General features: G+C 47.1%; 8 protein-coding genes. 7 read left to right on the top strand and 1 reads right to left on the bottom strand.

Annotated features, from left to right (window positions below; genetic code table 11):
- Positions 1 to 21: 21 nt before the first annotated feature.
- Positions 22 to 1,383 carry an MFS transporter gene (locus ACYVI9_RS13330; RefSeq protein WP_460765172.1) on the top strand — a complete coding sequence of 454 codons (1,362 nt, stop codon included), beginning with the start codon at positions 22 to 24 and terminating at the stop codon, positions 1,381 to 1,383.
- A 17-nt stretch (positions 1,384 to 1,400) separates the two neighbouring features.
- Complete coding sequence (locus ACYVI9_RS13325; protein ID WP_460765170.1) at positions 1,401 to 3,269, top strand: alpha-amylase family glycosyl hydrolase; 1,869 nt, start codon at positions 1,401 to 1,403, stop codon at positions 3,267 to 3,269.
- Between the two features lie 27 nt (positions 3,270 to 3,296).
- Here ACYVI9_RS13325 and ACYVI9_RS13320 read toward each other — a convergent pair whose 3' ends face one another.
- Positions 3,297 to 4,469: a L,D-transpeptidase family protein gene (locus ACYVI9_RS13320; protein WP_460765168.1), complete on the bottom strand. Its 1,173-nt coding sequence runs from the start codon at positions 4,467 to 4,469 to the stop codon at positions 3,297 to 3,299.
- Between the two features lie 299 nt (positions 4,470 to 4,768).
- Here ACYVI9_RS13320 and ACYVI9_RS13315 point away from each other — a divergent pair, with 299 nt between their 5' ends.
- From ACYVI9_RS13315 to ACYVI9_RS13295, 5 genes are all read left to right on the top strand, one after another.
- Positions 4,769 to 5,926, top strand: a complete 1,158-nt coding sequence (locus ACYVI9_RS13315; protein WP_460765166.1) for a 5-(carboxyamino)imidazole ribonucleotide synthase — start codon at positions 4,769 to 4,771, stop codon at positions 5,924 to 5,926.
- A gap of 187 nt (positions 5,927 to 6,113) precedes the next feature.
- Positions 6,114 to 7,157, top strand: a complete 1,044-nt coding sequence (locus ACYVI9_RS13310) for an efflux RND transporter periplasmic adaptor subunit (protein WP_460765164.1) — start codon at positions 6,114 to 6,116, stop codon at positions 7,155 to 7,157.
- Between the two features lie 60 nt (positions 7,158 to 7,217).
- Complete coding sequence (locus ACYVI9_RS13305) at positions 7,218 to 10,415, top strand: efflux RND transporter permease subunit (RefSeq protein ID WP_460765162.1); 3,198 nt, start codon at positions 7,218 to 7,220, stop codon at positions 10,413 to 10,415.
- Positions 10,416 to 10,427: 12 nt separating this feature from the next.
- Entirely contained in the window at positions 10,428 to 11,762 is a 1,335-nt protein-coding gene (locus tag ACYVI9_RS13300; RefSeq protein WP_460765160.1) for a TolC family protein, read from the top strand.
- A gap of 415 nt (positions 11,763 to 12,177) precedes the next feature.
- The gene (locus ACYVI9_RS13295) at positions 12,178 to 13,089 is read left to right on the top strand and encodes an Rpn family recombination-promoting nuclease/putative transposase (RefSeq protein ID WP_460765158.1); all 912 of its coding nucleotides are present in this window, start codon (positions 12,178 to 12,180) and stop codon (positions 13,087 to 13,089) included.
- Positions 13,090 to 13,346: the final 257 nt, after the last annotated feature.

Here is a 13,346-nt window from a genome sequence, read left to right as displayed (position 1 = left end):
CCCCATAATTTAGGATTGCATATGTCAGCAACGCATCAAGTACAAAAACCCCTGTTATCGCTGGGCCGTATCATCAATATGAGTATCGGTTTTCTCGGTATTCAGATGGCATTTGGCCTGCAGAATGGAAATGCGAGCCGTATCCTGGCGAATTTCGGTGCCGATGTGCATCAGTTGTCCTGGTTTTGGCTGGTGGCGCCTGTAACCGGTCTGATTGTACAACCATTGATTGGTCACCTGGGCGATCATACCTGGGGGCGCTGGGGCCGCCGAAAACCTTATTTTCTGATCGGCGCCGTCTGTTGTGCCCTGGGCCTGGTCTTTTTGCCGAATTCCGCAAGTATCACCTATTTTATTGGGGCAAATGTCTTATTACTGGCCGTGATATTTCTGACACTGATGGATGCTTCGGTGAATGTGTCGATGGAGCCGTTCCGGGCGCTGGTAGGGGATATGCTGCCCAAGGAACAGGGTACACTGGGATTTAGTGTCCAGACCATTCTCATCGGCATTGGTGCGGTGATTGGTTCTTCGCTGCCCGCCCTACTCAGCTGGGCCGGAGTTCCCAATACCGCTCCACAGGGTTTTGTACCACCCAATGTGATCTGGTCTTTTTATGTGGGCGCCTTCCTGCTGATTGCAACGATTCTGTACACCATGGCGACAACCCGTGAATACAGTCCCGAGCAATTGGCGGCATTTTCGGGTGAGCCCAGGTCGGAGACCCATAAAGGAATTTCCGGTATCCTCCGGGATTTTGCCGGCATTCCACGGGTGATGCGTCAGCTGGGACTGGTGCAATTCTTTTCCTGGTTCGCGCTTTTCTCGATGTGGGTATTTACGACCAGTGCGATAGCCACCCACCATTACGGGCTCACACCCGATGATACCCATTCAATAGCCTTCAATCAGGCAGGTGATCAGGTAGGTTATCTGTTCGGCTTGTATAATTTTTTTGCCATACCGGCAGCTTTCTTACTGATTCCCCTGGCCGCCAGAATCGGGAAAAAACAAACGCATTCCCTGGCTTTATTATCCGGAGGGATCGGGCTTTTACTGCTGTATTTTATAAAGGATCTGGGTTATTTATGGATCCCGATGATCGGGATCGGTTTTGCCTGGGCCAGCATCCTGTCCATGCCTTATGCCATGTTAATTGAAGCCATTCCCCAGCAAAAGATGGGGATATTTATGGGCATATTTAATTTTTTTATCGTCATACCGCAGATTGTGAATGGTGTTATTGGCGGACCGATCGTCAGTAAATTATTTAATAATCATGCGATCTATTATTTGATGGTTGCCGGTATACTGATGATACTGGGAGCGGTCATCGTCCTGTTTATCAGGGAAGACAAGCCGACCAGCACCCAGGGACGTTAACGCAAAAATTATTGTATATGAAGAAAAAAAGCAGCGGACTGCTTTTCTGTCTGCTATTGGCAGGCTTGACGCTTTGCGCACAAATCAATGTCTATCCGACCCACTGGTGGACCGGCATGAAATGGAATCGGGTGCAACTGATGATCCGGGCAAAAGACATTGCGGCTTCGGTGCCGCAGGTTAAAATGAAACCGGAAGGTATGGAACTGGCCAGGGGTGTCTACCTGCGAAATATCCGTCGGGTGACCAATAAGAATTATATTTTTTACGATATCGAAATCGGACCGACTGCGCAGCCGGGGACGGTCCGACTCCCCTTTATCGGTAAAGACGGCCGGGACTGGGAACTCAAAGCCCGCCGTACCGGCAATGGCAGCAGTTATGCCAATGGCGTAGGTTCGGAAGACCTGTTGTATCTGATCATGCCCGACCGTTTCAGTAACGGTGATCCCTCCAATGACAGGATTGCCGGGATGCGGGACCAGAGCCTGAACCGGGACACGGTATTCAACCGGCATGGCGGCGATCTTTCCGGCATTCAACAGCATCTGGATTATTTGCAGGACCTGGGCGTAACAGCGCTCTGGCTGAATCCGGTCATTGAGAATGATATGCCCGAACGTACCGAACACGGGTATGCATTTACCGATCACTACAGGATAGACAGACGGATCGGTGGTGAACAGGCCTACCGGAATCTGGTTGATGCAGTGCATGCCCGCGGTATGAAGATCATTCAGGACGCCGTTTACAACCACGTGGGTACCGAACATTTTCTCTTTAAAGACCAGCCGGACAGCAGCTGGTTTCACCGATGGCCCCGTTTTACCCAGACCAGCTATAAGGACCAGGTGCTTTTTGATCCCTACGCCGCTACCGCAGATAAGCAACGCATGGTGGATGGCTGGTTTGTTCCTTCCATGCCGGATTGGGACCACAGCAATCCCATGGTGCAGAATTTTCTGATTCAGCATGCGATCTGGACGGTTGAAAATTTTGGTATTGATGGATGGCGGATCGATACTTATGCTTACAATGACCTGGATTTCATGAATCGATGCAATCAGGCACTTTATGATGATTTTCCACGAATCAGTCTGTTCGGAGAAACCTGGGTACACGGCGTGCCCAATCAAAGCTTTTTCTGTCAGAATAATTACACCGATATTTCTTTCAAGAGCAATTTACAGGCGACAACAGATTTTCAAACCCTGTTTTATGGCATACAGCCGGCCCTGACCGAGCCGTTCGGATGGACCAATGGCGTCAATAAGCTCTATACCACCCTGGCCCAGGATTTTGTCTACCAGGATCCGATGCGGCAGGTCATTTTTCTGGATAATCATGATATTTCGAGGTTTTACAGTGTACTGCAGGAAGATACTTCCAGGTACAAGGCAGCCATGGCCTGGTTGCTGACCTGTCGCGGCATTCCGCAAATGTATTATGGCAGCGAGATCCTGATGACGGGCACGACTTCACCCAATGACGGCTATGTTCGTCAGGATTTTCCCGGCGGCTGGGCGGGAGATCCCCGGAACAAATTCAATTCAGCAGGCCGTACTGAAAAGGAAAACAGCATTTTTAATTATATCCGGAGTCTGGCGCAGTTCCGGAAACATTCATCGGCCATCCGAACAGGAAAAATGATGCAGTATGCACCCTATGACGGGGTCTATGTATATTTCAGGTATGACAGTGTCCAGACGGTAATGTGTTTAATGAATACCAATGATCAACCCGTCTCCGTAGTGACGGACCGGTTTCAGGAACGATTGGAGGGATTCCGTGAGGCGACGGATATCGCGACAGGTCAGACTTTCCCGATCACAGATTCCATGCGTATAGCGGCTGCCAGCACCCGGGTACTGGAACTGCGCCGATAGGTTACAAACCCCTGATGCCGGAAGTTTTTAATTGCCAATCGTAACCGTTTGAACCATTTTTTTGGCTACTGGTTTTTCGTGGTATATCGCCGGGGTCCATTTGGGCATCTGCTCCATATTTTCGACGACCTTCGAATTGAGATAATCGTCAACACCTTTCAGGACTTTGAAGTTGACAGGTGCGCCATCCGTATCCACGATGAATTCCACCTGCACGTAGGCCCGCATTACTTCATCAGGTAATTCTTTTACCAGGTCCTTGCCGAGTTGGGACAGATAGGCTTCATAAGCATCCATACCGCCGGGGAATTCGGGCCATTTAGCCACGGCGTCTGCCACGAAATCAATCTGACGGACGATGGGTTTATGGTTGGACTTGGGTCTGAGTTTTGGCTGGAATTTTAATACCTTGGGCAGGGCATCGTTAATGGTATATTCACCATTGTCCCTTACCATTACAATAGGAATCTGTTTGTATTTTTCAAAATAGTCAAAAGCCTGTTCGAGCCGGTCAGTGAAAGATTTTAAACGCGCGTCGTCTTTGGTAAGTTTTGCCAGGTACTCATAGCTTCTCTTCACATTATAGTTGATTGGGAAAATATGTACCGGAATAAAATCCAGTCCGCCGGACTTGGCGCTGGCCGTCAGTACATATAATTCTTCAATCTGATTGTCCTTAATGGGGATACAACCTACCGTTGCACATCCGCCATGTATAAAGATATCACCACCCGGTTTTACAGGATCGCTCAGCATCCGGTCAGATGCATTGGGGTAATTCAAACCCAGGGAGAGCCGGTAACTGCTGTTGGGGTTGAATTCATTGATATGATAGAAGCCTTCCGGAACCTGGTAATCGCCTTCAAATCTTTTCGGTCCCAGGGATCCGGCCAGGGCGCAGACCTTATAGATCTTCAATAATTTATAGGGCTCGTTAATTGTGTTTTTTACCCATACTTCCAGCTGACTGTCATATTTAAAAGACCGGATGTACATATACCGTGCGGGCCAATTAAGGTTTTTTGCAGCGAACAGGGCTTTCAGGTTGGATTCCGTTCTTGCAAAAGCTTCTCGTGGTCGCTGAAATCCCATCTGGTAGGCTACAAAGGAAGTTGCCGCCGGACTGTTGTAGGAGTTGGGTTGTGCTGATACGTTAAAAGCGCCAATCAAAATAGCAAAGCCACAGATAATTTTTTTCATCGTCAAAATAAAATTCCCGATTAAATAATATCAATTAGTAACTCCCGGGGAGCCAGTAATAATAATATACAAAATTAGTTTTTAAATGTTAAAAAAATATTAATCAAATGTTGTGATCAGCCCAAATGGTGAAAATGGGTGGAAATCCGGTCCCCGGCCGCAGATGAAGGATGCGACCGGCAACCCGATTGGCGCTGGCATAACAGCGCATACTGCCCGGGTTTCCTGTATTTTAAAGAGATCCTAATTTTTGAGCTTCAGCCGCTTAGGCCGGGCCGGGCCGGGTCTAAAATATATCGATGCTTAATCGGGTCACTGCCTATCTTTGCGGCATGCAAAAAATAGGAATACTCGGGGGTGGCCAATTGGGCCGCATGTTGTTACAAGCTGCCGCCAATTACCCTGTCGAGACCTATATCCTTGAAAATGATGCTGATTGTCCGGCGGCCGGATTCTGTCATCATTTTGTACTGGGTGATATCCGCTCCTATGAGGATGTGTACCGGTTCGGCAAGGACCTGGATGCACTGACCATAGAAATTGAAAACGTCAATATTGAAGCACTGGAACAATTGGAACGGGAAGGAAAATGCATCCTACCCCGACCGGGCGTATTGCGCATTATTTGCAATAAGGCCAGCCAGAAAGAATTTTACAGCCAGCATCAGATTCCCACAGCCGCCTATGTGCTTACCCGGAATAAGGCAGAATTGGCCGCTCAGGAAGCATTTTTACCAGCCGTCCATAAACTGGCTGAAGGCGGATACGACGGAAGGGGGGTTCAGTTACTCCAGGAACCTGCTGACCTGGAGCTGGGTTTTGATACATTGAGTGTGCTGGAAAAAATGATTGATGTCGAAAAGGAAATAGCCCTGATGGTCGCCGTAGCCCGGGATGGTAAAATAGCTATTTATCCAGCCGTGGAAATGCTTTTTGACCGCCAGTTGAACCAGCTGAGTTTTCAGTTATGTCCTGCAGAAATAGATCAGGCAACTTATTATAAAGTAGAAGCCATTGCACTGACGGCAGTGAAAAATTTTGAAGCGCCCGGCTTATACGCGGTAGAATTGTTTGTTACCAAACAGGGGGATGTGCTGATCAATGAAATCGCCCCCAGGGTACACAATAGCGGACATCATACCATAGAAGCTCATTTCTGTTCCCAGTTTGATATGATATGGCGGATATTGCTGGATTATCCCCTGGGTAGTACCGAAGCCATCATGCCTTCCCTGATGCAGAACATTCTGGGAGCGGAGGGTTATCAGGGTAAAGCTGTTTATCAGGGCCTCAAAGATTTACTGGCGATTGAAACTGCTTTTTTCCACATTTATGGTAAAAGGCAAACCAAGCCCGGACGTAAAATGGGCCATGTTACGATTATAGGTAAGACAAAGGCGGATTTGTTGTACTATGCGAACAAGATCCGGCATAACCTTGCTGTCGTCAGCAAATAGACCGTCCTCCTGAACCGCCATCGCCTGTACCTGACTTTATCCGGAAATGTCGCAGATTGCTAAATGACATTTCATCAGATCACTGTGATCGGGTAACTGATATTAAATAGGAGATGCTTGCAAGGTTTTATGTTTTTAGACGTCTTATGTACTGATGCCGGCTTAACATAATTGAAATTGACGTATAATGCATTTAAGGTATATTTTTATAACGAGCGCTGTAATGGGCCTGTTTTTTTCCGCCTGTAAAGAACCAGCTCCTAAAAAATCCGGACCCTCCAAAAGACCCAGTCCTGCATTGGACGCCTATATCGTAAGAACGGAAACTTATGCGGAACTGATTGAAGTACCCGGCACCATCATGGCCAATGAAGTCACGGAAATATTTCCGGAAGTCTCGGGTCGACTGGTGCGGCTGAATGTGGCCGAAGGCAAAACCGTGGGCAAGGGTACATTACTGGCCAAAATCTATGACGGTGACCTGGTAGCCCAGCTCAATAAGCTTAAATCGCAACTGGCGATCGCCCGGTCCAACGAAACCAGGGCTGCGCAGTTACTTAAAATACAGGGCATCAGTCAGAATGACTATGACGCCACCTTACTTACCCTCAATAATATTCAGGCAGATATCAACCTGATTCAGACCGAGATCGACCGTACCGAAGTTCGGGCGCCGTTTAGCGGGAGACTGGGTCTCAGAAATATTAGCCCGGGCGCCTATGTGACTCCTGCTACCGTCATTGCTACCATCAATCAGGTACAGGAACTGAAACTGGATTTTTCAATTCCCGAAAAATATGTCGGCCGGATACTGGAAGGGCAGGTGGTTCATTTTACCGTCCAGGGAAGTCCCGAAACTTATGCCGCCAAAGTGTATGCTACCCAGTCCAATGTGGAAATCAATAACCGGAGTCTGGTACTCAGGGCCAGGGTATTTGGCAAAACAAAGGGATTGGTACCCGGGGCATTCGCCAAAGTTCAGGTGGGTTTTAATCCCAATAATAGCGCGATTTTTGTACCCTCTCAGTCAGTGATTCCCACGGCCCGTGGCAAGCAGGTAATTCTGGTAAGGGACGGCAAGGCGGTTTTCAATGAAGTGGAAATCGGCGGACGGGATTCGGCAAGGGTGGAGATTACCCGTGGCGTGAAAGCCGGTGATACAATTCTGGCCAGTGGCATGATGACGACGCGGGAAAATGCCGATGTAAGCATCGGGAAAATTATTCAGTAAAAGCGGCAGGGAAGGCCAGTGCCTTCGGGTTTCAGTATATACCGCCGTTAACGATTCGACATGAATATATCAGAATTAAGTTTAAGGAGACCGGTACTGGCAATCGTCATGAATGTGGTGATTATCGTTTTCGGTATTATTGCCTTTAAATTTCTGGGCGTCAGAGACTATCCCGCCATCGATCCTCCGAATATCGGGGTAAGGACCACCTACACAGGCGCCAATGCCGATATCGTAGAATCCCAGATTACCGAGCCCCTGGAGGAAGCGATTAATGGCGTGCCGGGGATCCGGAATATTACGTCTTCCAGCAGTAATGGCAACAGCAGTATCAATGTAGAGTTTGAAGTAGGTGTGGACCTGGAAGCAGCCGCCAATGATGTCCGCGATAAAGTAGCGGCCGCCCAGCGACAGCTGCCGGATGATCTGGATGCACCTTCAGCGGTCAGTAAGGCGGATGCCAGTGCGGAACCCATTCTGGCCATGACGGTACAGAGCAATACCAAAAACCCGATGGAACTGACCGAATACGCCACCAACGTGCTGGTAGATCAGCTCCAGACCATTCCCGGCGTAAGCAGTATTGATACCTGGGGCGAGAAAAGATTTGCGATGCGGCTTTGGCTTGATCCCAATAAAATGGCGGCCTTAAGTGTGACACCCGATGAGATTCGAACGGCCCTGCAACGTGAGAATATTGAACTGCCTTCCGGTAAATTAACCGGTGACAATACCGAGCTGACAATCCGGACTTTCGGGCGCCTGGATACCGAAGAGGAATTTGCCAATATTGTAATTAAAAATATAGGCGGTGCCGATATCCGTGTCAGGGATATTGCGCAGGTCGTACTGGGACCGGAAAACGAAGAATCACAGCTCAAAGAAAGTGCGATCCCGATGATTGCCCTGGCGGTCATTCCGCAACCCGGGGCTAATTATGTTTCGATATCTGATGAATTTTACAAGCGTATTAAAGACATAGAGAAGGAAGTGCCAGCCGATATCAAGTTGAATATCGCGATGGACCAGACGGAATACATTAAGAAATCGATTACCGAAGTAGAGGAGACGCTTTTTATCGCCATTGGACTGGTGGTGCTGATCATCTACCTGTTTTTCCGGGATTGGATGCTTTCCATCCGCCCCCTGATCGATATCCCGGTATCACTGATAGGTGCATTTTTTATAATGTATATCATGGGTTATACCATCAATGTGCTCTCCCTGCTGGCGATTGTATTGGCCACGGGTCTGGTGGTAGACGATGGTATCGTGGTAACAGAGAACATATATAAGAAGCTCGAAAAAGGAATGGGCAAACGACGGGCAGCACTGGAAGGCTCCAAGGAGATTTATTTCGCGGTCATCGCGACTTCCATTACACTGGCAGTCGTTTTTCTGCCGATTGTTTTCCTGCAGGGATTTGTGGGCAGGCTGTTTCGGGAATTCGGGATTGTCGTAGCGGGAGCGGTATTAATATCTGCCTTTGTATCCCTGACCCTGACACCGGTCCTGAACGTCTTCATTACCCGAAAAGATGTCCACAAAAAATCCTGGTTCTACAGAAAGACCGAACCATTTTTCCGGGGCATGGAGCAGGGCTATGAACGCAGTCTCGGCGCCTTTATGCGGCTGGTAGCCACCATCCGGGGCAGGCATGTTCACTGGCTGGCCTGGACACTTGTATTCGCTTGTTTCGCCATTATCTTTCTGATCGGGACGAACCTGCAATCCGAACTCGCTCCGCTGGAAGATAAGAGCCAGTTTCGACTGAACTTTTCGGCGCCCGAAGGCACTTCCTTCGAAGCCATGGACAAATATGTGGATGAAGTGTCTCAGTTCATTATTGATTCAGTTCCGGAGAATGAAATTGTATTGTCGCTGGCCGGTTCCCGTAGAAGTGGCAGTGCCAACAGCGGATTTGCGCGGGTCCGGCTGGTTGGGCCAAACGAACGTTCCCGCAGCCAGAAAGAAATCGTGGAGTACGTGAACCGGAATATTCCAAAATTTACCAGTGGCAGGGCTTTTGCGGTGCAGGACCAGACGATTCAGGTGAACAGAAGGGGTGGTCAGGATATCCAGTTTGTTATACAAAACAATGATTTTCAGAAATTATCCGAAGTATTGCCCCAGTTCCTGGAAGAAGCCGGTAAAAGTAGTATCCTCCAACAGGTGGATGCAGATCTTAAATTTAATAAACCTGAGCTCAGGGTGCATGTGGATCGTCTGAAAGCTGCGCAGCTGGGCGTTTCCATCGAAGATGTTTCCCAGGCGCTGCAAACTGCCTACAGCAATCAGCGGCTGGGTTATTTTACCAAGAGCGGGAAACAGTATCAGGTGATGGCGCAGGTGGACCGGATCAATCGGGATGATCCCGATGATCTGAAGAAAATATTTGTCCGCAATAATGACGGCCAGCTGATCAGTCTGGATAATATTACGCGGGTGGAAGAATCTACGACACCGCCGTCTATTTACCATTTTAACCGTTATAAGTCGGCCACCGTTTCGGCAGGATTAACAGAAGGCCATACTGTAGGCGACGGTGTTGCCGAAATGCAGCGAATCGCTGAAAAAGTGCTGGACCCATCTTTCACTTCTTCACTGACCGGTACCTCACGGGATTTTGCTGAAAGCAGCAGCAATACCAGTTTTGCCTTTTTGTTGGCGCTCGGTTTGATTTACCTGATCCTGGCAGCCCAGTTCGAAAGCTTCCGGGATCCGTTCATTATTATGATTACCGTGCCACTGGCGCTGGCAGGTGCTTTTATTTCACTATGGATATTCGGTCAGACTTTGAATATATTTTCGCAGATTGGTATGATCATGCTCATTGGCCTGGTAACAAAGAACGGAATTTTAATTGTGGAGTTTGCCAATCAGAGCCGCAAGCGGGGGATGGACAAAAATGAAGCGGTGCTTCATGCAGCGGGACAACGACTACGCCCCATTCTGATGACCAGTATGGCGATGGCATTGGGTGCCCTGCCGATCGCTTTATCACTGGGGGCGGCGGCTACCAGCCGGATACCGCTGGGTATCGTTATTGTAGGCGGGATTGTTTTTTCACTGATATTGACCCTGTATATTCTGCCTTGTATTTATAGTGATGTTTCTTCCAGGAAGAAAAGACGGGAGTTTGATGAAGTACTGGCGACGGAACGAAATCATTCGGAAGGGGCTCCCGCCGATACCCCGGATTTCCTGATGGATCAGCAAGCAAAGGATCCGGTAGCGGGGCATCCAGCTATTAAGTAAAATTGTATACGCATGTGTTTTGTCAATAAATGGCGCGCTGTTTTTCTTTTTTTATGTGGGCCGGTAATCTATATGCAGGCTGATGCGCAACGGGTGCTCAGTTTGGAAGAAGCCATTGCCACGGCCCTGCAAAATAATTATGAGATACAGCTGGCAAAAAGTGATTCGCTTGTAGCATCCATTGATTACAGTTACCGCAATGCTGTTTTTTTGCCGGCCGTCAATGCCTCGGCTACCACTACTTTCAATAATAATAATCAGAAACAGACACTGGCCGATGGCAGTGAGCGTAAATCCAATCGCATCAGATCGGAGAATGTACAGGGCCGGGTTGGACTGGATTGGGTGCTTTTTGACGGGCTGAAAATGTTTGCGACCCGGGATAAGGCCAGGGCGCTGGTGGAAGCGGGCAGTATCGTAGCCAAAGAGCAGGTTATTAATACCGTTGCAGCGGTGATCAATACTTATTATAATATTGCCCGTCAGGAGCAACTGGTGAAGGCCACCGACGTGCAGATACATCTGAATACCGACCGGGCCAAACTGGCCCAGTACAAGCTGGATATCGGCAGTGGCGCCAAACCGGATGTCTTACAGAGTAAGGTGGATTTGAATGAGCAGCGGGCGCTTAAAATCCAACAGCAGACTTATATTGCCCAGCTCAAGGAACAACTGCTGCAGCAAATGAACAGCAAGATCCGGCCGCACGAGTTTGAGATACCGGATACCATCCCCATTAATCATGAGATTGCTCTGGGGGATATTCAGGATGGTATAGAAAGAACCAATCCTTCCTTATTGTTGGCGCAATCCAATATTGAGATTGCCAGGTACAGTCTTAAAGAATCCAAAGCCGATTTATGGCCTACCATTTCCTTCGGCTCGGCTTATAATTATAGTCGCACCCGTAACCGGAAAGTGCTGAATAATTTTTCCACGCTGTTTAACCGGGTCAACGGTTATAATTATGGTTTTACGGCGGATATACCCATTCTGAATCAGTTCCGGGTTAAACGTCAGATCAAACAGGACAAATTGAATATTTTTTTACAGGAGCTGAACTATGACAACCAGCGGTCGCTGGTAGACCTGACGATTGCCAATGCTTTTAAGGAGTATCAACAACAGGAGCGGTCCCTGCAGCTGGAAGAAGAGAATATACTATTGGCAGAAGAGAATGTAGACATTGTATTTCAGACCTATAAGCTGGGCGCTGCCACATTGGTGCAATTAAGAGAAGCCCAACTCAGCCTGGCACAGGCTTATGACCGTCTGATCGATGCGCGTTATAATATGAAACTGGCCGAAACCGAACTTCTGCGAATAAAGGGCTCATTGGTGCGTTAACGACCAAAAAATTTCCCCGACACCTATAAATACCATAAGTATATAAAAACAATACAATTACTATTATAGTATTTGTATATTTATAATATATACCTATTATGAATAGGAAATGTGTTTAAAATGTGCATAATTGCGTTCTGTATTTTTTGTTAGAACTTGCTAAAAGTATTAGTATTGCATTGCTGAATGGCCGATAAGGATGTAATCGGCATGTCGCCCTATACATCGCTAAACCTATAACGATTAAGATTTCAAAGCATACATAATTTGCAATAAACAGGTATGAACCTGTTCAGATTTCTAATAGAGGAATTTGCACTACCGTGAAATCAGTTGAAAAGCTTTGATTCGCCAGTCCTGATGTTTTATTAGGGCGCCGCAGCTTTAACCGAATTTGTAACCATAATAAGATGATATGAAAAAGACAAGTACGAATGGACCAAGAATGGGCCGGTATCTGAATCCACTTAGTGATACAGGATTTAAGAAAATATTTGGTTCCGAACCGAATAAAGATCTGCTGATATCTTTCTTAAATGCTCTGTTCCAAGGTAAGAAGGTAGTCCGGGATCTGGTATATAACCCACAAGAGCAACAGGCTTCGACCAAAGAACATCGAACAGTTATTTTTGACCTAACTTGCACCGGCGAAGATGGGGAAACTTTCATTATCGAGATGCAACGCACCGGACAAACTTACTTCAAGGATCGTGCTGTCTTCTATGCGACCAGACCTTTTAACGACCAAGTTCAAAAAGTGCCCGCGGGGTGGAATTATCAGCTCCAAGAGGTATATTTTATTGGAATAATGGATTTTAAGTTTCAGGATTCTGATCCGGATGCATATATTCAGGAAGTGATGCTAATTAACAAAAAGACTTGCAATGTATTCTATTCTAAATTATGTCTTTTGTTTATTGAATTACCTAAGTTCAATCTGCCTGAAGATCAGTTGAAAACGGAGTTGGACGGGTGGCTCTATCTACTTCGCAACCTTTCTGAAATGAAAGAAAAATCGGTATTTTTGCATAAGAACGTATTTCAAAAACTTTTTAGAATAGCAGAAATTGCAAATTTAAAAAAGGAGGAATATATGTCATACGAAAGCGAACTTAAAGCACAACGGGACTATAATGCAGTCATGCAGTCACTTAAAGCGGAGGCTGAAGAAAAAGGCATGGAAAAAGGCTCAAAGTCTGCCAGAATAATGATTGCCCGACAACTTTTACTTCAGGGACGCTTATCGGTAGCGGAGATTGCCGCTGTGGTAAATGAACCTGAAACGCTAATTTCCGAGATGAATGAGAGACTAAATTCGAAGAAGTAATATCAGGATACCCGGATCCTAACTTATGGAGCCCGGGTATCCATCTAACTAATTATTGCAAGTTTAAAAAGAGTCCTGTATTCCTGCGGGACCAGGTAGGGGAATCGTTATTTTCGGGATACACATTATTGTAATCATTTTTACCTCGAATAGATTTGTCAAGTAAGTCAATTCCTCGGGATATTTCTGGCAGTGCTTTTGATGAATATTATTTTAAAGGGCCTCTCCATAAACAGATCGGGGATACTTTAACTTTT

Source organism: Niabella terrae (genome assembly GCF_054783135.1).
This window is presented reverse-complemented; position numbering and strand designations above follow the sequence as displayed.

What these genes read in the sequence shown, in the direction of transcription:
- ACYVI9_RS13330 (WP_460765172.1), top strand. Translation starts at nt 22, where the DNA reads ATGTCAGCAACGCATCAAGTACAAAAACCCCTGTTATCGCTGGGCCGT.
- ACYVI9_RS13325 (WP_460765170.1), top strand. Translation starts at nt 1,401, where the DNA reads ATGAAGAAAAAAAGCAGCGGACTGCTTTTCTGTCTGCTATTGGCAGGC.
- ACYVI9_RS13320 (WP_460765168.1), bottom strand. Translation starts at nt 4,469, where the DNA reads ATGAAAAAAATTATCTGTGGCTTTGCTATTTTGATTGGCGCTTTTAAC.
- ACYVI9_RS13315 (WP_460765166.1), top strand. Translation starts at nt 4,769, where the DNA reads ATGCTTAATCGGGTCACTGCCTATCTTTGCGGCATGCAAAAAATAGGA.
- ACYVI9_RS13310 (WP_460765164.1), top strand. Translation starts at nt 6,114, where the DNA reads ATGCATTTAAGGTATATTTTTATAACGAGCGCTGTAATGGGCCTGTTT.
- ACYVI9_RS13305 (WP_460765162.1), top strand. Translation starts at nt 7,218, where the DNA reads ATGAATATATCAGAATTAAGTTTAAGGAGACCGGTACTGGCAATCGTC.
- ACYVI9_RS13300 (WP_460765160.1), top strand. Translation starts at nt 10,428, where the DNA reads ATGTGTTTTGTCAATAAATGGCGCGCTGTTTTTCTTTTTTTATGTGGG.
- ACYVI9_RS13295 (WP_460765158.1), top strand. Translation starts at nt 12,178, where the DNA reads ATGAAAAAGACAAGTACGAATGGACCAAGAATGGGCCGGTATCTGAAT.